This is a genomic window from Phyllobacterium sp. P30BS-XVII (assembly GCF_014138335.1).
In the GTDB taxonomy this organism is placed as follows: Bacteria; Pseudomonadota; Alphaproteobacteria; order Rhizobiales; family Rhizobiaceae; genus Phyllobacterium; species Phyllobacterium meliloti.
Window position 1 is genome coordinate 477781 of record NZ_JACGXO010000002.1, and the last position, 21980, is coordinate 499760.

The 21980-nt window shown below is 56.1% G+C and carries 20 protein-coding genes; 13 read left to right on the forward strand and 7 right to left on the reverse strand.

Annotated features, from left to right (window positions below; all coding sequences use genetic code 11):
* Positions 1-27 precede the first annotated feature (27 nt).
* Positions 28-2298, forward strand: coding sequence for a TonB-dependent hemoglobin/transferrin/lactoferrin family receptor (locus FHW17_RS08205; protein WP_162700439.1), 2271 nt, complete (start codon positions 28-30; stop codon positions 2296-2298).
* A gap of 63 nt (positions 2299-2361) precedes the next feature.
* Here FHW17_RS08205 and FHW17_RS08210 read toward each other — a convergent pair whose 3' ends face one another.
* A complete protein-coding gene (locus tag FHW17_RS08210; protein WP_112529988.1) occupies positions 2362-2706 on the reverse strand; it encodes a cupin domain-containing protein in 345 nt (114 codons plus the stop codon).
* 142 nt (positions 2707-2848) lie between these two features.
* On the opposite strand from FHW17_RS08210, the gene FHW17_RS08215 reads away from it, so the two are divergent.
* Positions 2849-3595 (forward strand): AzlC family ABC transporter permease, encoded by a 747-nt coding sequence (locus FHW17_RS08215; protein ID WP_113096348.1) that lies wholly within the window; start codon positions 2849-2851, stop codon positions 3593-3595.
* A 1-nt stretch (position 3596) separates the two neighbouring features.
* Complete coding sequence (locus FHW17_RS08220) at positions 3597-3893, forward strand: AzlD domain-containing protein (protein WP_091877822.1); 297 nt, start codon at positions 3597-3599, stop codon at positions 3891-3893.
* A 4-nt stretch (positions 3894-3897) separates the two neighbouring features.
* Here the strand turns inward: FHW17_RS08220 and FHW17_RS08225 are convergent, their stop codons facing one another.
* A complete protein-coding gene (locus tag FHW17_RS08225; protein ID WP_182509584.1) occupies positions 3898-5730 on the reverse strand; it encodes an aminopeptidase P family protein in 1833 nt (610 codons plus the stop codon).
* 228 nt (positions 5731-5958) lie between these two features.
* On the opposite strand from FHW17_RS08225, the gene FHW17_RS08230 reads away from it, so the two are divergent.
* Positions 5959-6099, forward strand: coding sequence for a hypothetical protein (locus tag FHW17_RS08230; RefSeq protein WP_162700438.1), 141 nt, complete (start codon positions 5959-5961; stop codon positions 6097-6099).
* Positions 6100-6132: 33 nt separating this feature from the next.
* Here FHW17_RS08230 and FHW17_RS08235 read toward each other — a convergent pair whose 3' ends face one another.
* From FHW17_RS08235 to FHW17_RS08245, 3 genes are all read right to left on the reverse strand, one after another.
* On the reverse strand, positions 6133-7014 hold the full coding sequence (locus FHW17_RS08235; protein ID WP_112529980.1) for a 50S ribosomal protein L11 methyltransferase: 882 nt from the start codon (positions 7012-7014) through the stop codon (positions 6133-6135).
* A 267-nt stretch (positions 7015-7281) separates the two neighbouring features.
* Positions 7282-7875, reverse strand: a complete 594-nt coding sequence (locus FHW17_RS08240; RefSeq protein WP_112529978.1) for an SCO family protein — start codon at positions 7873-7875, stop codon at positions 7282-7284.
* Between the two features lie 70 nt (positions 7876-7945).
* Positions 7946-8107 carry a hypothetical protein gene (locus FHW17_RS08245; RefSeq protein WP_175540508.1) on the reverse strand — a complete coding sequence of 54 codons (162 nt, stop codon included), beginning with the start codon at positions 8105-8107 and terminating at the stop codon, positions 7946-7948.
* Positions 8108-8175: 68 nt separating this feature from the next.
* On the opposite strand from FHW17_RS08245, the gene FHW17_RS08250 reads away from it, so the two are divergent.
* Complete coding sequence (locus tag FHW17_RS08250) at positions 8176-8808, forward strand: DapH/DapD/GlmU-related protein (RefSeq protein WP_112529996.1); 633 nt, start codon at positions 8176-8178, stop codon at positions 8806-8808.
* Positions 8809-8891: 83 nt separating this feature from the next.
* Positions 8892-9374: a CreA family protein gene (locus FHW17_RS08255; protein WP_112529976.1), complete on the forward strand. Its 483-nt coding sequence runs from the start codon at positions 8892-8894 to the stop codon at positions 9372-9374.
* 862 nt (positions 9375-10236) lie between these two features.
* On the opposite strand, the gene FHW17_RS08260 is transcribed toward FHW17_RS08255, so the two are convergent.
* A complete protein-coding gene (locus FHW17_RS08260) occupies positions 10237-12678 on the reverse strand; it encodes a UvrD-helicase domain-containing protein (RefSeq protein ID WP_112530513.1) in 2442 nt (813 codons plus the stop codon).
* A 244-nt stretch (positions 12679-12922) separates the two neighbouring features.
* Here FHW17_RS08260 and FHW17_RS08265 point away from each other — a divergent pair, with 244 nt between their 5' ends.
* Both FHW17_RS08265 and FHW17_RS08270 read left to right on the forward strand, forming a co-directional pair.
* Positions 12923-15253: a glucose/quinate/shikimate family membrane-bound PQQ-dependent dehydrogenase gene (locus FHW17_RS08265; protein WP_182509585.1), complete on the forward strand. Its 2331-nt coding sequence runs from the start codon at positions 12923-12925 to the stop codon at positions 15251-15253.
* Positions 15254-15474: 221 nt separating this feature from the next.
* Complete coding sequence (locus FHW17_RS08270) at positions 15475-16014, forward strand: glyoxalase superfamily protein (RefSeq protein ID WP_112530509.1); 540 nt, start codon at positions 15475-15477, stop codon at positions 16012-16014.
* A 284-nt stretch (positions 16015-16298) separates the two neighbouring features.
* Here FHW17_RS08270 and FHW17_RS08275 read toward each other — a convergent pair whose 3' ends face one another.
* On the reverse strand, positions 16299-16769 hold the full coding sequence (locus FHW17_RS08275) for an Lrp/AsnC family transcriptional regulator (RefSeq protein ID WP_091877814.1): 471 nt from the start codon (positions 16767-16769) through the stop codon (positions 16299-16301).
* A 146-nt stretch (positions 16770-16915) separates the two neighbouring features.
* Between FHW17_RS08275 and FHW17_RS08280 the strand changes: the two genes are divergently transcribed.
* The 5 genes from FHW17_RS08280 (at position 16916) to FHW17_RS08300 (ending at position 21903) form a co-directional block, all read left to right on the forward strand.
* Positions 16916-17827 (forward strand): DMT family transporter, encoded by a 912-nt coding sequence (locus FHW17_RS08280; RefSeq protein ID WP_182509586.1) that lies wholly within the window; start codon positions 16916-16918, stop codon positions 17825-17827.
* 55 nt (positions 17828-17882) lie between these two features.
* The gene (locus FHW17_RS08285; RefSeq protein WP_182509587.1) at positions 17883-18767 is read left to right on the forward strand and encodes a dienelactone hydrolase family protein; all 885 of its coding nucleotides are present in this window, start codon (positions 17883-17885) and stop codon (positions 18765-18767) included.
* 78 nt (positions 18768-18845) lie between these two features.
* On the forward strand, positions 18846-19799 hold the full coding sequence (locus FHW17_RS08290; RefSeq protein ID WP_182509588.1) for a hypothetical protein: 954 nt from the start codon (positions 18846-18848) through the stop codon (positions 19797-19799).
* A gap of 8 nt (positions 19800-19807) precedes the next feature.
* On the forward strand, positions 19808-20170 hold the full coding sequence (locus FHW17_RS08295; protein ID WP_112530501.1) for a DUF2185 domain-containing protein: 363 nt from the start codon (positions 19808-19810) through the stop codon (positions 20168-20170).
* 323 nt (positions 20171-20493) lie between these two features.
* Positions 20494-21903, forward strand: a complete 1410-nt coding sequence (locus FHW17_RS08300) for an FAD-linked oxidase C-terminal domain-containing protein (RefSeq protein WP_112530499.1) — start codon at positions 20494-20496, stop codon at positions 21901-21903.
* The last annotated feature ends 77 nt before the right edge of the window (positions 21904-21980 follow it).

The following is a 21980-nucleotide window of genomic DNA, read 5'->3' on the forward strand; positions in this document are numbered from 1 at the left end:
TCTCTCGGGGATTTGTTGGATATGGCTATGACACGGAATCTGCTTGCGCGCCTGATGTGCGGTAGCGCCGGTACTTTGTTGATTGTGGGGTTGGGTACGGGCGCAGCGCTGGCGCAAACTGCACCGCAAACGGGCGAGGCGATCGAGCTTGCGCCGATTGTTCTGAAAACTGCCAAGGCAAAGAAGAACACGGAAGCAACACCGCTGACGACTTCGACAGATCGCCCGGAAATTCAAAAGCGTATGGTCGAGGATTTTCAAGACCTTGGTCGCCGGGTCGACGCCGGCGTGAATTTCAACAACACGACCAAAAGTATCAATTTGCGCGGGTTGGACGAGAACAGGGTTCTGACAACGGTCGATGGCATTCGCCTGCCATGGCTCACTGACCCTCGCGACAGCGCCAGAGGCGGCCTGAATGGAATTGATTTTGATAGCCTCTCAGCGATCGATATCACCAAAGGGGCGGATTCAAGCCGCTATGGTTCCGGTGCTCTGGGTGGTGTTGTTCAACTCAGAACGCTTGATCCAAGCGATCTCTTGGAAGACGGACGCAACTTCGGCGCTGTGACCAAGGGCACGTATGACAGTTCCGATCGAAGCTGGCGCACCAATGCCGCCATTGCTGCAAGGGCTAATAATACAGAGGTTCTTGTTCAAGGCGGTTATCGCAAGGGCCATGAACTCGATAATTTTGGTGAAGTGGGCGGTTATGGATCAACCCGCACTGAGGCCAACCCTCTCGATTACAATCAAGGTAATATTCTCGCGAAGATTTACCAGAACGTTGAGGGAGGCCATCGGTTTGGTCTAACTGCAGAATGGACCAAGCGTGACGCTGATATTGATGATCGGATTGGCTCGACGCCGACGAGCTACGTGCGGGGCTCATTAAAATCTGGTGACAATATTGAGCGCAAACGCATTTCAGCAAGCTATGACTATGTTGCTCCGGATAATGCGGGCTGGCTTGATGAAGCCCATGCGATTGCCTACTGGCAGCAGGAAATCCTGACCCGAACCACAGATGGTCTGCGATTTGTACGCCCCAGAGCAACCGATCCGTTTTTCTATGGTTATCCCTACGGTGTTTATCAGCGGAACAACGAACTGAAGCAGAATGCCTACGGCTTCACTGGTAACGTTGTAAAGAGTGTTGAGATTGGCAGCCTCATGCACAAGTTTCGTATAGGTGGTGAAATATATCGACAGGACCTGCATCAGTATTCTGCGGGTGTGGATAATTGCCCCGATGTTGATTGGTCAAAAATCCCGCAACCTCAGGGTCCTCAATCCTGCAGGATGTTGCACACCAACAGTTCTGATATGCCGGATGTCGAATCTCTTGCTGTTGGTCTCTATGCCGAAGACGATATCGATATCCTGAACGGCCGTGTGACATTGACGCCGGGTGCCCGGTTTGATTGGTATGACCATCGGCCTCAATCAACCGCTACATATGAGCAGGGGCCAAATTTCAACGGAACTCTACCTTCTTCTGCGAGCGGTTCTCGCTTCTCCCCAAAGTTGAGGGCCACTTGGCACGCTACACCTGATTTGGATATTTACGCTCAATGGGCGCAGGGGTTCCGCGCACCGTCAGCTCTGGAGCTTTTCCAGAATTATGGTGCTCCTGGTTCCTATGCCCGCATTGGCAATCCTGACCTCAAGGCGGAAACAAGCAACGGCTTTGAAATTGGTACGAAATTCGAGAATGAGAAGTATGGTTTCGGCGCAAGCGTGTTCAACAATTATTATCGCAATTTTATCGACACTGTGATGATAGCAGCCCCGGGTGGAGAGTACCCCATCGCTGGCATCACCGGCTATCAAAACCTTAATCGCGTACAGATATACGGCGCTGAGATGCGCGGGCATGTGAACTTTGCTGACCATTGGCGCACTTGGGCATCGGTTGCATGGTCGCAAGGCAAGAATACTGAAACGGATGATTATTTGAATTCTGTTCCAGCCGTCCGGGCGATTGTTGGTCTGGGTTATACTGCTGAAAGTTGGGGTGCCGATGTCTCTTTGACCATGGCTGCTGCTCGCGACAAGGTGAGTGGATCAAGTACAGCGAGAGGCTTCGTGGCTCCAGGCTACGGCATTGTAGACACGACAGCCTATTGGGAACCGAAATTTGCCAAGGGTATGAAGATCCAAGCAGGTGTCTTCAATGTGTTCGATAAGAAATACTGGAATGCAGTCGACGTGCCGGATGGAGTTTCGGCAAGTCTACGTGACCGTTATTCCGAAGTCGGCCGCAGTTTCCGCGTTTCCCTGACCCAGAAATTTTAGCCGAATTTCTGCTGGTCTACTGCCACTGGGTGCCGACCTCGCCCGGTGGCTTTTTCTTGTCGTCTATTCAAGCCATTGGGTGATGAATACCTCATTGGCGTGGATATCGATGGTCTCCAGAAGATCGGGGCCGAGATTTTTGAACTTGTGCGGCGTGTTTGCCGGGGCGATGACGACCTGTCCCGCATGGGCGTCGATCACCTGATCGCCGACGGTAAAGCGGGCATTACCGCTGCGGATGATGAAAGTTTCCGCATAGGGGTGGGTATGCAGGTTAGGTCCGCCGCCGATCTTGTGCGTGCTGTAAAAAATCACCGAAACATTGGTGCCATAGGGCTTTCCAGTAAATTCGCCCTTCCACAGTTCAGGGTGTTCAGCCCAATCCTCGCGGTTGATGATATGTGCCATGCGTCTCCTCCCGGTATGACTTGGAAGGGAACCTACGCTTGGCACTGGGCTCCTGACAAGCACCTGACATTGCAGCAACATTGATGATAGCGATCAAGAATTCTCACGTGACAGGCCGCCAAACCTGCCGTAGACCACCCGCATGAGCGAACAAATATATCAAGACGACACCGCCACTGCGCGGCAATCAGGCTTTGGCCTGGAATTCTGGCAAGGCTTCCGGCGCGGCATCCCCGTGATGATTGCCTCGGCACCCTTTGGCCTGTTGTTTGGTGCCCTTGCCATCGACAATGGTTTTACCGTGTTCGAAGCGGTGCTGATGAGTGCGGCGATTTTTGGCGGCGCAAGCCAGATGGTTGGCATCGAACTTTTCGGCCACAATATTCCGGCGTGGCTGATCGTCTTTTCCATTTTTGCGGTCAATTTCCGCCATGTGCTTTATTCGGCAGCCGTGGGTCGCCGCATCGGCCATTTCACCATTGTTCAGAGCTTTCTGAGTTACTTCCTGCTGACCGATCCGCAATATGCGGAGACAGAAAAGCGGGCGGAATCAGGTGTTCCTGTCACCTTTGCATGGTATCTCGGTGTTGCCACCCCGATCTATGTGATGTGGGTGGTGGAAGCCTGGATTGGCGGACTTTTCGGTAATCTGATCAAGGACCCGCATGCGCTCGGCATCGATATGTTGCTGCCGATCTATTTCCTTGGACTGGTCATGGGTTTCCGCAAGCGCTCCAACTGGGCACCCATCGTGATTGCCAGTGGTATTGCGTCAATTGTTGCGGCCAAAACCATCGGTTCGCCCTGGCATGTCAGTATCGGCGCGCTCGCCGGTATTCTGACCGCTGTGATCGTGGCCAAACCCGGTAAAGCTGAAGGGGAGAATTGAGATGTCGACGATCTTCTGGATCATCCTCGCCGGTGCCGTACTGACGTTCCTCACCCGTATCGGCGGTCATCTCGTGCTGTCGCGCTTTGACCATGTGCATCCGCGGGTTGAAGTGGCGCTCAATGCCGTGCCCGCAGCGGTTTTGACCACGCTGGTGGCACCCGCTATCGCAACAGCGGATTGGCGCGGCATTGTCGCGCTGGTTTTTGCCGGGCTCGTGTCCCTGCGTTTCAACGCACTGACAATGTTTCTCGCCGGCGCAGCGATGATTATCCTGCTGCGCCAGCTTCCGATCTGATTGTTTACTGCTGTCCGAACGGCTCGGTTGCCTTGATCAGCCATTCCCTGTCGCCAGCGCTGGTATGCGGCAGCAATGCCTCGCGCACCTGTGCATGATAGGCATCGAGCCAGACAAGCTCTTCCCGGATCAGCAGGCTTGTGTCGATAAGGCGCTTGTCGATGGGGCAGAGCGTGATCGTCTCAAAACCCATCATCGGCAGGTCGCCGCCCTCGGGCACTTCGAGTTCCGTGACGATGAGCAGGTTTTCCGTGCGGATGCCGTAGCCGCCGGGCTTGTAGTAGCCCGGTTCATTGGACAGGATCATACCGGGCAACAGTTCATGCATGCCGCGCTTGGAAATGCTCTGCGGACCTTCATGAACTGACAGGAATGACCCGACGCCGTGGCCGGTGCCATGGCCGTAGTCGTAGCCCTGCTTCCACAATGCAATACGGGCGAGCACATCAATGTCCATGCCGCGCGTGCCCTTGGGAAAGCGCGCAGTGGTGATGGCGATCACGCCTTTGAGCACCAATGTGAACTTGCGCTTCATATCCTCCGTTGGCTTGCCCACGGGCAGGGTACGGGTGATATCCGTCGTGCCGTCCCGGTATTGGCCGCCGCTGTCGATGAGATAAAGTTCGCCCTCCTGCAGCTTGCGGTTGGACTGGGTGTTGACGCGGTAGTGGGCGAAAGCACCATTGGGACCTGCACCGGAAATGCTGTCGAAAGAGAGGTTTTCCAGCGGCATCTGGAAACCTTCGGCCACGCTGCGGCGGGTTTCTTCCAGCTTTTTGGCGGCGTCGATTTCATCAATCGTGCCGGGTGCCTGTGCATCGATCCATGCGAGGAAGGACACCATGGCAATGCCGTCACGCTCATGGGATTTGCGTGCGCCCGCAAGTTCGGTCGGGTTTTTCAGGGCGCGGGGCAGGCGGGCCGGGTCGGTCCCTTCAACGATTGTGCCACCGGCATGTTCGACCACCAGCCGCAGCTTTTCGGCTGCCAATGCCGGATCAAGCATCAGGGTTTTTCCCTGTGCGCCAATGGATGCCACATCACCTTCGAGAGCTGATGGCGGGCGCAGGGTTGCAAGCTGGGTAAGATAGGCTTCTGTCTCGATCGGCAGTTTGCGCTTGTCGATGAAGAGCAGCGGCTCGCCTGAGACGGGGATGATGGCAAAGGCAAGCGGCAATGGCGTATTGCTGACGTCATTGCCACGAATATTGAAGGCCCATGCAATGGAGGAAGGGTCGGTCAGCACGGTTGCATCGGCCTTGGCTTTTTCCACCGCTTCGGCCAGTTCTTTCAGCTTGTCGCTGGCAAGCTTACCGGCATATTTTTCCGGCTGGATCGAGACAGCTTCCAGCGGCGGGGCGGGCTGATCCTCCCACACGAGATCAACCAGATTGTCCTTCACGGCAGTGAGCGTGCCGCCATTGGCCTCAAGCGCTTCGCGCAGTGCCTTGGTTTCGGCGATGGTGTGCAACCATGGATCAAAGCCGATGGTGAGCTTGCGGCCGCTGTTGCGCAGCCAGACCGGCGGCGGGGTTTCGACAAGGCTTTCCACGGTGAAGACGGCAGGATCGGTCTGCTCGGCGGCCTGCAGCGTGTAGCGGCCATCGACAAACAGATGCGCCTTGTTCTTCAGAACGAGGACAACACCGGCGGAACCGGTGAATCCTGTCAGCCAGGCCAGACGCTGGGCGCGCGGCGGGACATATTCTCCCTGATGCTCATCGGCGCGGGGAACGAGAAAACCGTCAAGGCCAAGGGTTTCGAGTTCGGCGCGCAGCTTGGCGACGCGCGGAGCGCCGGTGGCCGGATTGCTGACGACCTCAAACGACTGGAACATAGTGATGCAAACCTCTGTTGGTGGGTGATGGAACCTATCTTTCCACCAACTCCGAGGCAATGGAGAACGCCACTTTTACAGAGGTGATTCATGTGTGCATTGCACAATTATGACTTCGCACATGCACAAAAGCATGGCTGTCATGCAGCAACGCGGATGGCTGGAACAGGGGAGAGTAAGCTATATCGGTGCAACGGGAGGATCGACTGCCAATCATGGAGATTCAAGATGGCACAGAAGGTCCGCGGGTTTTTCAAGACAGCGCTCGAAAATCTGATCGCTTACCGCACGTCGCAGATAGAGCGGTATGTTGTCCGCACTGTTGACGGCAAGCGCGAAAGAACCAAGCACATTGTCTACTTCGTATAAATAAAGGGCAGCCCGAAGCTGCCCTTTTCCGATTCAGTAGGTCGATTTTGCCTTGAGGTGCAGAGTGACCCAGCCTTCGCGCCGCAGGGTTTTCTGATGAAAAAGCCCCTGAATGCGATAGGCCGCCAGCACCTTGTCGCGCTGGGTTTCCAGAATTCCCGACAGAATGAGCGATCCACCCCAGGCCAGATGCTTGCGCATTTCAGGTGCCAGCTGCATCAGCGGACGTGCCAGAATATTGGCGACAATCAGATCGAATGGCGCGGCAAAGCGCAGGGCAGGGTGATGAAAACCTGTTGCTGTTTCGGTCTGCACGCGCGCTGCCACACCGTTCTTCACCACATTATCCTGCGCCACCGCCACCGCTACCGGATCGATATCGGTTGCCAGAACCGGGATGGGCGCAAGTTTGGCAATGCCGATGGCCAGCACCGCGCTGCCTGTGCCCAGATCCAGCGCATTGCGCGGATGCTCGCGGCGGATGACTTCGCCGATCATGTCGAGGCAGCCGGAGGTGGTGCCATGATGCCCGGTGCCGAAGGCAAGCCCGGCATCGATCTCGATACCCAGATCATTGACGCGGCGCTTGTCGCGATCATGGGAGCCATGCACGAAAAAGCGGCCAGCACGCACGGGGGAAAGCCCTTCCAGCGAATGGGCTACCCAGTCAATGTCGGGCACCTGTTCACGTTTGACCTCAAGGCTAAAGGCATTGGCGCCAAGAATATCGCGGATGCGCGGCTCGATTTCATCCGGTTCGAACGTATAGACCGAGACATCGAAGATTTCCGCATCCTCGTCCACCTCGAATGTGGAGATCGGCAGGCCGTCCTCTTCAAAAGCAAGCTGCAACAGATCAAACACCCGGTCGGCTTCAATCTTGCCAGCGGTGAGGAACAGGCGGGTCTGGGTCATCAAGTCGTGTACTTTCGGAAGTTGGGGTGGTGTTTGTGTGGTTGGTTGTATCAGAATTGTGTGGTTCGTGGTTCGTGGTTCGACAAGCTCACCATGAGGGAGAGGGGTGATGAAGGGGAGCTATATTCTGGGACATTGGTGATTATTCTGAGACGATTATTCTGACACATTGATGATTAGGTCCAGTTTTCGCAACGTTGACGATTATCGTTGCATCCACACTCTCCCTCATGGTGAGCTTGTCGAACCACGGATCACGAACCTGCATCAACTCTTTGCCAGCCGTTTCAGCTTTGCCACAGCCGTATCAGGATTTTCGCCATAGGCAATGGTGCCGAAGAAACCGCCCTTGCTATCCAGAAGAAACACCGAGGCGGTGTGGTCCATCGTGTAGTCATTACCCTCAGTCGGCACCTTGCGCGCATAAACGGCATAGCCTTTCAGCATCGCTGCCATTTTGACCGGATCGCCCGTGATGCCGACAATGCGGTCGGATACATTGCCGACATAGGATTTCATGACATCAGCCGTATCGCGATCCGGATCAACAGTAACGAAATAGGCGTTGATGTTCTGGCCCTCTGGCCCCAACTGCTTCAACCATGCATCGAGTTCAAACAGGGTGGTCGGGCAAATCTCCGGGCAGTGGGTGAAGCCGAAGAAAACCGCCGATGGTTTTTGCCGGAAAGCAGCTTCGGTGATTGGCTGGCCATTCATGTTCACAAGCTGAAAAGGCACGCCAAACGGCCCTGAATTGGCCGAACCCGATTGCTGGCGATAGGACTGGAAGGTGGTCCATCCGGCAACTGCGGCAAGGGCGATGATTGCGATGACAAGCACCGGCATAAAGCGTCTGTTCATAGGGGAATTTCCTTTAACGGCTGTCCTGACGCTGCAAGCTGTCCAGACGCTTCCAGCTGTCCTGACGCTTTTACATGCACCACGAAAGACCAGCCTGAATCAGCGACAGGAAGATCGTATCACCATGGTTGAACCATGCGGCAAAGGTAATGCCCGTTGCGGTGGCGGCAATGAGCGCCAGCGTTGCATAGAGCGCCATTTGCGATGGGCTGATGGAATATGATGATTTCATGGTTCGATTATAGGATTTCACCCGCATTTATGCAAAAGGATTGGCGCACACTTATTTGAGAAAACATGATGGCTGACCCTGACGACCTGCGTTTCCAGAATCCCGAGCCGCGTATCCATCCGACGGCACAGCTGAAGGGCGTCAAGCTTGGCCGGTTTGCCGAGGTGAATGAGCGGGTGATCTTGCGCGATGTCACCATGGGGGATTTTTCCTATATTGAACGCCATAGCGAAGGCATTTACGCGGATATTGGCCGCTTCTGTTCCATTGCCTCCAATGTGCGCATCAATGCGCTTGAGCATCCGATGGAGCGGCTGACCACCCACAAGGTCAGCTATCGGCCAAACGAGTTTTTCCGCTATCGTGGCCTCGATTTTGAATTTCGGGCACGCCGGCAGGCAAAGCGCGTCAGTATCGGCAATGATGTATGGATTGGCCATGGAGCAGTGATCATGCCCGGCATCAGCATTGGCCATGGTGCGGTGATTGGCGCCAATGCTGTCGTGACCAAGAATGTTGCGCCCTATATGATCGTTGCCGGTAATGCGGCACGGGTGATCCGCCCGCGTTTTCCCGCTGAGATTGCCGAGCGTCTCATCGCGCTGGCGTGGTGGGATTGGCCCACTGAGGCGATTTTTGATGCCATTCCGGATATCCAGTCGCTCAGCATCGAAGATTTTCTTGCAAAGTGGGAACGATAGAAGCGCCGGGCCGTTCTGCTTGAAATTCCATGAGCCAGTGTCCAACTGTGTCTCGAACTTCTAATAATTTCAGGAGAATTTCGATGAAGCGTATGCTTGCTGCTTTGGCCCTTCTGGGCGCTACCATCCTGCCTGTTCAGGCGGAGGAGGTCGGCAAGGTCGGTGTTGACTGGCTGGGCAATGACATTGTCATTGATGCGGTTGTCGATCCGAAAATCCAGGGTGTGACCTGTCATCTCGCATCATTCTCGCGCGGCATGATCGACCGGCTGCAGAAGGGCAACTGGTTCGAGGACCCGTCCAACGCATCGATTTCCTGCCAGCAGACTGGGCCGATTGTGATTGGCGATATCAAGCTTGGCGAAGGCGGCGAGCGGGTTTTTTCCGAACGCACCAGCCTGATCTGGAAGAAGCTGAACATCACCCGCATCTATGACAAGCCGAACAATTCGCTTGTTTATCTCGCCCATGCCAGCCAGGTGCAGGACGGCTCCGCCAAAACCTCGATCTCAACCATTCCACTGTTTGCCGGGAACGTGACCTGGGCGAAGGGCAAGCCGGAGTAAGAGGGGGTGTGCGTGCGTCGTGGTTCGACATAACAACCATGAGGGAGATGGATGCAACGCGAATCGCAAAGGTTGCAGAACTTGACTCCCCCGCAACCCACCCCATTGCCCCCCACCGTCATCCTCAGTCCTCGGGTTTAACCCGAGGACTGAGGATGACGGTGGGGTAGGTTGCGGGTGGGGTAGATTGCGGTGGGGTGGGTTGCGGGGGAGTGAAGTTCTGCAATGGTGAAGATTAGTTTTGCAACCAAACCACCCCCTCATCCTGAGCTTGTCGAAGGGCGCAACAACGGTTTTGCAAATTCCCCTCTTTACCACGCCCGCTTTTGCGTCTGGCTATTTAAAGGTGGGAAAGACGGGCGATCCAAAGGGGAACGCGGAAGTCTTGGTATTGGTAGTGTAATCAGTGCGTTCCCCGGAGATTTTCCTGTTTTGCCAAGAAAATAACCGGATCACCCGTCCCGATGACTGGTTTTACCCTTGTGAGATAAAACCTTTCACCTGCGGCTGGGTTTTCCCCGCAGGTGAAATCACCGATCCTTTCCTGACTTCAGAAGGTTTCCGGAGCATTCCCGCCGGAAAGGACACCATCAGAATAAGCGAGGCTGGATGGTGTTGGATAAGTTGGTGTATTTTTTTTGAAAATGGGTGGTTGCAGTAGCATGGTCGCGCCCTTCGACAAGCTCAGGATGAGGGAGAGGGAGGGTTGCAAAGCTAATCGCCAACATTGGAGATCACCAACATTCGAGATTGCATCGATTACAGAACTTGGCCCCCTGCAACCCACCACTCTCCCTCATGGTGAGCCTCCTGAGCCTGTCGAAGGGCGAACCACGCACCGTTTCGTGGCAACCGCAGTGCTTCAAATCTGCTTTACAAAACTATCCAGCACGCGTTTTTGCCCGGCCTTGTCAAAATCGATGGTCAGTTTGTTGCCTTCGATTGATGACACATTGCCGTTGCCGAACTTGATGTGGAAAACCCGGTCGCCGACATCGAAATTTGATGGGGTTTCGCTGACGGATTTGGCCACCAGTTCGCCGTCGATCATGCGGCCTTTGACCGAGCCGCGTCCGGCGCCGTGGCCGGAATCCGTTTCGCCATAGCCGATGCGCTCGACCTTTGAGCCGGAGCGCGAGCCCCAGTTGTTGCGCGTGGCATCGGAGCGGTTCTGCTGGGCGCGCTGCCAGCCGGGGGTGGAATAGGTGTTTTCAAACGGATCGGCCCGGTCAAAGCGTGACTGGCCATAGCCGCCGCCGGAGCCGTAACCGCCATAGGAATTTCCAGTCGCAACAACTTCGACATGCGCTTCGGGCAATTCTTCGAGGAAACGCGACGGGATTGTCGATTGCCACAGGCCGTGAATACGCCGGTTGGAGACAAACCAGATATGCAGGTTTTTCTTGGCGCGCGTCACGCCGACATAGGCAAGGCGCCGCTCTTCCTCAAGGCCGGAGCGCCCGCCCTCATCCAGCGCACGCTGATGCGGGAACAGACCTTCCTCCCAGCCGGGCAGGAACACGGTTTCAAACTCAAGCCCCTTGGCCGAATGCAGCGTCATGATGTTGACGGCATCGAGATTTTCGTTCTGCTCGGCATCCATGACCAGCGCCACATGCTCGAGGAAGGAACGCAGGGATTCGTACTCCTCCATGGAGCGGATGAGTTCTTTCAGGTTTTCCAACCGCCCCGGCGCTTCCGCCGAACGATCCGCCTGCCACATGGCGGTATAGCCGGACTCATCGAGGATCATTTCGGCGAGTTGGGTGTGCGGTGTAGAATCAATCAGTGATTGCCAGCGGTGGAAATTCTCCACCACTTCGCGCAGGGCGGAGCGGGGTTTGGGTTTCAGCTCTTCCGTCTGCACCAGATCGGCAGCGGCATCCAGCATGCCAATATCGCGGGCACGGGCATAATCATGCACCTGCCGGATCGCCGCTTCACCCAGACCGCGTTTGGGTGTGTTGACGATACGCTCCAGCGCCAGATCGTCGGACCCTTGCGCGACAACGCGGAAATAGGCGAGGGCATCGCGGATTTCGAGCCGTTCATAGAAACGCGGGCCGCCAACAACGCGGTAATTCAGCCCAAGAGTAACGAAACGGTCTTCGAACTCGCGCATCTGGAAGGAGGCGCGCACAAGGATGGCCATATTGTTGAGCGTGTGGCCCTTGCGCTGCGCCTGCTCGATTTCCTCGCCGACAGCGCGGGCTTCCTCTTCGGAATCCCATGCGGCGTGGACATTGACCTTGGCGTCTTCGGCATTGGGCGCATCGGTGAACAGGGTTTTGCCGAGGCGGCCCTCATTGTGGGAAATCAGGAACGAGGCTGCGCCGAGAATATGCGCCGTCGAGCGATAGTTGCGCTCCAGACGGATCACGACAGCGCCGGGAAAATCTTTCTCAAAGCGCAGGATATTGTCAACCTCTGCACCGCGCCAGCCATAGATTGATTGATCGTCATCACCAACGCAGCAGACATTCTTTGAACCCTGCGAAATCAGGCGCAGCCACATATATTGCGCAGTGTTGGTGTCCTGATACTCGTCCACCAGAATATAGCGGAATTTGGCGTGATATTCCTTCAGCACATCGGGATAGGCGCGGAACATGCGGATGGGATGGCAAAGCAGATCACCGAAATCGCAGGCGTTGAGGGTTTTCAGGCGGTTCTGATAGGCGGTGTAAAGCTCGCGGCCCTTGCCATTGGCAAAGGCGCGGGCATCGCCTTCAGGGATTTCCGTGGGGCCAAGGCCCTTGTTCTTCCAGCCGTCTATCATCAGCGCGAACTGCTTGGCGGGCCAGCGCTTGTCATCGAGCCCTTCAGCCTGAATGATCTGCTTGATCAGGCGGATGACATCATCCGTGTCGAGAATGGTAAAATCCGAGCGCAGCCCGACCAGTTCCGCATGACGGCGGAGCAGCTTGACGCCGATGGAGTGGAACGTGCCGAGCCACGGCATGCCTTCCACGGCACCGCCGACGAGAACGCCAATGCGCTCCTTCATCTCGCGTGCCGCCTTGTTGGTGAAGGTCACTGCAAGGATCTGGCTGGGATAGGCTTTGCCGAGCGACAGGATATGGGCGATGCGTGAGGTGAGGACCCGCGTCTTGCCCGTGCCTGCACCGGCCAGAACCAGTACCGGACCTTCGGTGGTTTCAACCGCAAGACGTTGTTCCGGGTTGAGGCCATTGAGGTAAGGCGGTGCGCCGCGCGCCTGCATGGCGCGTGCAGCTATGCCCTGGGGCTGGCGAGGCGCATCAGGTTCGTCGAAAAACGGAATATCGTCTGGCAATCCGGACATTTGTCTCCAATGTAGTGATTCGGCACCAAAAAACTAGGTCAATGCGATACAAAGCAAGAACATACAGCATTTACCTGATTGTTTCCCCTGAAACTTGCGATTGAAAAATTCAATCATCGATATTGCACCGGTTTGAATTAAGGCATACGCCTTAGTCATAAGAGGAATCTGGCAGCCGATGGCCCGTTCGCAGCCTCATGTCAGGACCATTCGATCTTGATTGAGCTTGGAAAGGACCCCTACCATGGCAATCACTCTGACGGCTCTCCTTTTTCTCATTATTGCGGCTGCCCTTGGTGTGGGCGGTGTCTGGCTCGCCGCTCTTGGCGGCAGCTGGTATTACATCATCGCGGCTCTTGCCTTTCTTCTCACCTCCATTCTGCTGTTCCGAAGGCGGCCCTCCGCATTGCTCGTTTATGCGGTGCTGGTGATCGGCACGCTTGGCTGGGCAATCTGGGAAATCGGGTTTGACTGGTGGCAGCTTGCACCGCGCGGCGGTGTGATCATTCTCCTCGCGCTCTGGTTGCTGACGCCATGGGTGCGCGGCAAACTTGTGCGGGCAGGTGGTGAAAGTTCGGCAGCCGGAAGTGCTGCGCTGTTTGTGACGGTTCTGGTGGCGCTTGGGGTTGCCGGTTATTCCATGACGCAGGACCCGCTTGATCTCGCGGGCCAGCTCAGCAAGGAGGCAGTCGTTACAACGCCGGATCTTGGCGGTGTGCCCAATGACGACTGGCATTATTATGGCCGCAGCCTTTACGGCCAGCGCTATTCGCCGCTGAAGCAGATTACGCCTGATAATGTCGCCAATCTGCAGGTCGCATGGACCTATCAGACCGGCGATGTGCGCCGTTCGACTGATGTGCCTGAGACGACCTATCAGGTCACGCCGCTCAAAGTGCGCGATACGCTTTATATCTGCACGCCGCACAATTTTGTCATTGCGCTGGATGCGGCGAGCGGCAAGGAAAAATGGCGTTTTGATCCGCAGGTGAAGGACAATAATGACCGGCAGCATCAGACCTGCCGCGGTGTCTCCTATTATGCGGATGCGAGCGTCGCCGCCGGTCAGCCCTGTGCAGAGCGGGTTTATATGCCAACCGCCGATGCGCGGCTGATTGCGCTTGATGCGGCCAATGGTCAGGTTTGTCCGGCTTTTGGCGACAAGGGCACCGTTCATCTTGAAACCGGCATGCCCTATAATCCAGCCGGTTATTACTATTCCACCTCGCCGCCGGTTATTGCCGCGGGCAAAATCATTGTCGGCGGTGCGGTCAACGACAATTATTCCATACACGAACAGTCAGGTGTTATTCGCGCCTTCGATATCAACACGGGTGCGCTGGTGTGGAACTGGGATTCCGGTAATCCTGATGTGACGACGCCACTGCCGGAAGGGCAGAAATATACGGCCAATTCCCCCAATAGCTGGTCGATTTCCAGCGCCGAAGAAAAGCTCGGATTGCTCTATGTGCCGCTGGGCAACCAGACGCCTGATCAGCTTGGGGCAGGGCGTTCGGCCAATGTGGAGAAATTCTCCTCGTCCATCGTGGCGCTTGATTTGAACACCGGCCAACTGCGTTGGGTGCGCCAGACTGTGCATCATGATCTGTGGGACATGGATGTGCCCTCGCAGCCAAGTCTTGTCGATGTGAATACGGCAACCGGCACGGTCCCGGCGCTGGTCGGTCCGACAAAACAGGGTGATCTCTATGTGCTCGACCGGCGTTCGGGCGAGCCGATCATTCCTGTCGAGGAGGTGCCTGCACCGGGCGGTGCTATCGAGGGCGATCATACATCGCCGACACAGCCGGTTTCGGGCCTGACATTCATGCCGCAACCCTTGCAGGGCAAGGATATGTGGGGCGTCAGCATGTTCGATCAGCTTGCCTGCCGCATCAACTTCCTCAAGCTGCGTTATGAGGGCCGGTATACGCCGCCGTCATTGCAGGGCTCGCTGATCTATCCCGGCAATTTCGGCGTGTTCAACTGGGGCGGCGTTGCCGTTGATCCCGAGCGGCAGATCATGTTCGGGATGCCGACCTATCTCGCCTTTACCTCGCGGCTGGTGCCACGTGCCGACGTGCCTGCACCCGGTGTTGGCACGAAGGGCAGTGAGCAGGGCCTCAACCGCAATGAGGGCGCGCCCTATGCGGTGGTGATGGGGCCGTTTGTCTCGCCGCTTGGTCTGCCTTGCCAGACACCGCCCTGGGGCTATGTGGCCGGTGCGGATTTACGCACGGGCAAGATCGCCTGGAAGCATCGCAATGGCACGGTCTATGATTCCTCGCCGCTGCCACTGCCATTCAAGGTTGGCGTGCCCGGCCTTGGCGGCCCGATCATTACGGCTGGCGGCGTGGCATTCCTTGGCGCTTCTGTGGATAATTACCTGCGCGCCTATGACGTGACCAGCGGCAAGCAGCTATGGGAAGGGCGTCTTCCCGCCGGTGGCCAGTCGACACCAATGTCCTATGCGCTGGCTGATGGGAAGCAATATGTCGTTATCGTCGCCGGTGGGCATGGCTCGATCAATACCAAGCCCGGCGATTATGTCATCGCCTATACGCTGCCGAAGTAATAGCGCCGCATGACAAGCCTCCCGGATTTACTCCGGGAGGCTTTTTATTGACTGCTATCCAAACTGCCATTATCCATAGAGCAGGCAGATACAGCCAGCCGCTCGCGGGTTCTTAGCCCAAGGTGAATGTATCAATGAAGCTTCGTTTCATCCTTGTCTGGTGAACGGGTCGGCAATGCGGGCACTGACTTTCCTCGTTCACATGACGATAGGGATAGATGATGCGCACTTTTCACGACGCCAAGGCGATGGCCAAATCGCTACGACAGGCACTTGCAGCCAAAAATATCGATATTTCGCACAGTGATGGTCTGGAACTGGTTGCGGCCGGGTTCGGTCTTGATAACTGGAACGTGCTTGCAGCAAAGATTGCGGCAGAAGAACCTGCCGGGAAGGATGCTATATCCTTCGGGCCTGCCAATCCGATCCTGCGGATTTTCGATGTGGACAAGGCAAGAGAGTTTTATCTGGATTTTCTTGGCTTTACGCTGGATTGGGAACACCGGTTTGGCGACAATTTTCCGCTCTATTGCCAGGTCTCACGCTCAGGTTTGACGTTGCATTTGAGCGAGCATTCCGGTGATGCAAGTCCCGGTGCGCGGGTTTTTGTACGGATGAAGGGTATTGAAGCCTTTCATAAGGAACTTCACGCCAAGAATTACCGCTTCATGAAACCCGGTCTTGAGGATGCTCCATGGGGCCGCGAGGTGCATGTGACCGATCCATTCAGCAACCGCATTTCGTTCTGTGAAGATAAATAGAGTGTTTTGTGTTGGCAGTGCTGGAGTGATCCGGTGCTGCCAGCATTCATTTACACGAAAGATGCTGGGCATCACGAAAGATGCTGGGCATCCCTCTCTCCGTCATCCTCGGGCTTGACCCGAGGACCCATCATTGAGGGCCAGTAACATTGCAACGTATCGGTACCGATTTTGCTTGTTTGCCGTGGGTCCTCGGGTCAAGCCCGAGGATGACGGAGAGAGGGATGTTTAAGGATGGTGGCGAGGCAGGTGTTTTAGGTTGCCAGAAGGAAGCGTTCGTTTTTTCAGCGCATCGGCAGTTTCAGCGGAGCGCCAGATTTGATGATGCGGATGGCGAAGTTGGAGCGGATGTCCGAAATACCGGGCATTACCAGCAGCTTTTCCGTCAGAAAACGCTCATAGGCGCTCAAATCCTCCACCACCACTTCGGCCAGAAAATCAGCGGTTCCTGATATCAGAAAAGCTCCGGTCACTTCAGGCAGAGCGATAAGCGCGGCCTGCTGGGCATCGGAGTTCTCCTTGCTGTGCTGTCCGACCTTGATTTCGACGAATACGGTCAGGCCAAGCCCGACCTCCTTGCGGTCAATATCGGCGCGGTAGCCACGGATCACCCCTGATTTTTCCAGATTGCGGATACGGCGCAGGCAGGGTGAGGGCGACAGGTTCACCTTCTCTGCAATTTCCACATTGGTTGCCCGTGCGTCATCCTGCAGCGCTTCAAGAATGCCGATATCAAATTTATCAAGATTTGGCATAAATCACCTTTTAGAACCATAAAACTTTGCGAATATTGCTTAAATGGTAGTCTTGATGGCATCAACTTGCAAGGACATGCTCGTGCCATTGGCGGTAATCTCCGTTCAACAGAAGTCATCAGGACTGATTTTGAAAGGATATTCCGATGGTTGCTCTCGTTCAGGACTACAAGAAGTCCACATCATCTGGCGCAGGCTATGCCGGGGCGCTGGTGACGGTGCTCATCTGGGCCACATGGATCATTGCGACGCGCCACAGCACAGGCACACAGCTTGGCACCATCGATCTTGGCCTGATCCGTTATGGTGTTCCCGCGCTGGTTCTGTCGCCGGTCTGGCTGCGCACGGGTCTTATTCCACGCAATGTACCGCTGATCCTTCTGGTGATTATGGTGGGCGGTGCCGGTGCTCTGTTCTTCCAGTTCACCACCTTTGCCATTCATTCCACTCCGGCATCCGCCGTCGGCGTGCTGCTTGGCGGATCAATGCCGCTGGCTGCCGCGCTGATCGGGGTGGTTCTGTTCGGCGAGCGGCCCGATCTGTTCCGCAGCCTCGGCCTTGCTGCGATTGTCGGCGGACTTGCCATCCTCCTGCTTCGCGCCGTTGCAGGCCATGATATTACATGGATCAGCTTTGTCTTCCTGCCGCTGGGGGCCTTGCTGTGGGCTGGATACACCCATGCATTCCGCCGCTCGGGCCTGACCGCGCTGGAGGGCGGTGCGCTCATCGCCGTGTGGTCCTTCATCATTCATATCGGCCTTGCCTTGGTCTTCGGAACAACGATCATGACGGTGCCGCTGGGCGAGATTGGTTTGCAGTTTTTAAGTCAGGGTGTTCTGTCAGGGCTTGCCGCCATGCTCGCCTATGGGATCGCCGTGCGTGCCCTCGGTGGCAGTCAGGCGGCAGCGTTCAGTGCGCTTACTCCCGTCCTTGCAGCGTTTGGTAGTGCCATCTTCCTTGACGAGCCGGTCGGTGTCTGGGAAATTAGCGCAGCAGTGATGACTGGACTCGGCGTTGCGCTCTCCACCGGTGTCCTTTCCCATCGTCTCAAGGGATGAGGGAAACGGCAGGGGTTCGACGGCCCGGCAGCCCTCTTCGATGGAAAGAACCATAATGGACAAGCCGAAGACCCCGAAGATCAATCAGGCCATGGTTGATGCCTATGATGAATATACGCATCTGACCCTTGACCGGCGGGCGTTCATGGACAAGCTCGCCAAGCTGGCGGGCTCTGGCGCAGCGGCGGCTGTCATCGCACCGATGCTGGCGGCAAATTCCGCACAGGCCGCCATTGTTGCCACCGACGATCCAAGGCTTTTGACCAAAGATGTCATCTATTCCGGCTCGTCAGGCGATATGAAGGGATACCGCGCGCGTCAGGCAGACGTGACAGGTAAACTGCCTGCGGTCATCATCATCCACGAGAATCGCGGTCTCAATGGCCATATTCGCGACGTCGCCCGGCGCATGGCGCTGGAAGGCTTCACGGTGCTGGCGCCGGATTTTCTGTCATCGGCCGGTGGTACGCCCTCTGATGAAGACAAGGCGCGGGACCTGATTGCCAGTCTTGATGCGAACAAGACGATTGCCGAAGGCGTTGCGACCATCGACTATCTCAGGGCGGAAAAATACACCAATGGCAAGGTCGGCGTGATGGGCTTTTGCTGGGGTGGCGGGCTGGTCAATGATCTTGCGGTGAATTCGCCCGAGCTTGGTGCCGGTGTTGCCTATTATGGCCGTCAGCCGAAAGCCGAGGACGTGGCAAAGATCAAAGCACCGTTGCTGTTGCACTATGCGGGCTTGGATACGCGGATCAATGCGGGCATTGACGGCTACAGGAAAGCCCTCGAGGACAATGGCAAGACTTTTGATATCGAGGTTTATGAAGGCGCGAACCATGCGTTCAACAATGACACATCCACCGCACGCTACAGCAAGGAAGCCTCTGACCTTGCGTGGAGCCGGACGGTTGCATTCTTCAAGAAGTATCTGAGCTGATCCACTGGTGTGAAACCAATCGCTTGCCAGACCGTTCCAGTCATTGCTACTGACAGGGCCGAAACGGGGATTGCCTTCATGCGCTATATAACTGCCATTCTGGTCTTTATCGCACTGTCGCTTGGCGGCGGACAGATGGCGTTTGCACAGGAAGCGGTTTTCCCTGAAGGATCAAGCGTCGGGCTCGTTGTTCCCAAGAACATGCAGGCGTCGTCCACATTCAGCGGGTTTGAGGATATCAAGACGGGTGCGTCAATCGTTTTGACGGAACTGCCGGCGGAAGCCTATGCTCAAATTGCTGGCAAGTTTAACGCGGAAGGCCTGGCTCCGACGGGTATCGTGGTCACTGACGCGGTTCGGGACTGGACCGTCAAGGGCGCGTCCGCCGCCAGGTTTGTTCACGGCAGCCAGATCGCATCGGGCATCAAGTATCGCAAATGGATCGTGCTGACGCAGGGGCCAACGACCACGGCGATGATCACCATGCAGGTTCCTGACGGCGCTGCGGGTGGCCCGTCCGATGCGGATGTGGAGGATACGCTGCGTTCAATTGCCGTGCGCACGCCGCCAACCCTTGAAGAGCAGGTGGCTGCCTTGCCATTCAAGGTGGGGCAACTGGAGGGCTTTCGCCCGATCCGCGCCATTGCCGGGGCGACCTATCTTCTGACCGATGGTCCGCAGGATATTCCAGCCAATTCCTCGCAGCCGGTGGTGATCATTGCCTCTAATCTTGGCACCGCCCCCGAGGCGGATCAACGCATGGATTTTGCCAAGCAGGCCTTTGCGTCGTTGACCGGCATCAAGGACGTTCGCTCCAGCAATGAAACGAGTTCCGAAGCGGATGGGGGAGAATGGGTCGAGATCGACGGAAGCGCCACGGATGCTGCCAGTGGCGACGCACTTTATGTCGCACAGATCGCCCGGTTCGAAACCGCCCGCTATGTTCGCGCCATCCTGATCGTGCGCGGCAGCGAGAAGGATAAATATGCAGAACGTTTCCGCAGACTGGCCAAGTCGCTGACAATCAATTAAAATTGGGCATGGATAAAACCTATCGACTCACCAAGGACGAGATACGGCCATTGGTCCGCAATTACGGCGGCTGTATCGCAACCGATACGATAACAATCGACGGATATCCCGTGCGCTTCATGTACCGTGAAGATCCCGATAATGAGCTTGATAGCGGCTGGCGTTTTCTCTCTGGTTTCGAGAGCGATGACTATATGGGCGATCCTGAAAACAGCGGTATTTTCGACGTTAACACCATCGCCAATTATGATCCCAGCATTATTCCTCTACTCGACTCGCCCATTGGCAGCGTTTTTGAACGCACTGGCGAGCAGGAACGGTTCGTTCGTGTGACCGATTGGGAACCGAGTGACGATGATGAGGATGATTAGGGGTTGTATGAATGTAGTTCGTGGTTCGACAGGCTCACCATGAGGGAGAGGGTTGATGAAAGGGAGCCAAGTTCTGCAATGTTTGCGATGCACTCTTTGCGCTTAGCGTTGCATCACCCCTCTCCCTCATGGTGAGCCTGTCGAACCACGGGCCGCGGACCATGCACCGGCGGTGCTGGCGTCATCAATCATATCATTTAAATCAAACCCAGCCCTGACCCTTGCGGTTCTGTCACACAGAGTTACAACTGGACAAGTCGCGTGCGCTGACTGAAAATGCGCGCAATTTGAACGAATCCTCGATTGGAATTCTGGAGACTGGAATGGCATTGGCTGATGCAGGAGCAATGGTGCGCAATGAAAATGGTATTGCGACCGTTGTTTCAATTCTCAAGAAAAGATTTGGCGATAGCGCGCAGACGGGAAAATCCATCCGCGAACAGCACGCTCACACCACAAGCTATGTTCCGAACCAGGCTCCCGATCTGGTTGTTTTTGTTGAGAATGTTGAGGATATTCAGGAGATCGTGCGTCTGTGCGGCGAGTGGCATGTGCCGATTATTCCTTTCGGCACCGGCACGTCGCTGGAAGGCCATGTGAACGCGCCTGCGGGCGGCGTTTCCATCGACATGTCGCGCATGAACCGCATCCTCAAGGTCTATAGTGAAGACCTCAATGTCGTCGTGGAGCCGGGGGTTACGCGCAAGGAGCTTAACGAATATCTGCGCGATACGGGTCTGTTTTTCCCGATTGATCCCGGCGCAAATGCGAGCCTTGGCGGCATGGCGGCAACCCGCGCCTCGGGCACCAATGCGGTGCGCTATGGCACCATGCGGGAAAATGTTCTGGCACTCAAAGCCGTTATGCCGGATGGCCGGCTGATCAGCACAGCCAAACGGGTGAAAAAGACATCAGCTGGGTATGATCTCACACGTCTGCTGGTTGGTTCTGAAGGCACGCTTGGCATCATCACGGAACTGACGCTGAAACTCTATGGCATTCCGCAGGCGATCTCCGGCGGCATCTGCACGTTTCCTGATCTGGAAAGTGCCTGCAACACGGTTATCGAAACCATCCAGATGGGTATTCCCGTCGCGCGTATCGAACTGGTCAACACCTTGCAGATGCAGGCAATGGTCAATTATGCGAAGCTTGACTACCCCATCGCACCCTGTCTCTTCCTTGAATTTCATGGCAGCGATGCGGGTGTGGCGGAACAGTCCGAACTCTTCGGCGAGATTGCTGCGGCCAATGGCGGCGGCGCATTCAAATGGACCGCCAATCTGGAAGAGCGCGAAAAGCTCTGGTCGGCGCGGCACAATTCCTATTTTGCCTGCATGGCGCTCGCACCCGGAAAACAATCGCTTGCCACGGATGTCTGCGTGCCTATTTCGCGGCTGGCCGAATGCATTGTCGAAACGGAAAAGGACATTGCTGCAACCGGTTTGGTCGCGCCGATTGTCGGGCACGCGGGCGATGGCAATTTCCACGTGCAGATCCTGTTTGACGACAAGAACCCGGACGAAATCCGTGATGTGGAAGCCTTTGTCGAACGCCTCATTCTGCGCTCTATCGCCATGGATGGAACCTGCACGGGTGAGCATGGCATCGGGCAGGGGAAAATAAAATTCCTGCGGCTGGAACTTGGCGGCGCGGTTGATGTGATGGAATCCATCAAGCGGGCTATCGATCCGGGCAATATCATGAATCCCGGCAAGATCTTACGTCTGTAACTTTGCGTTTTGAATCCGCATGTTCGCCCAATTTGTGAACGATGCGGCGTATAGGGTGTTCGGAACGTAGGAATGGA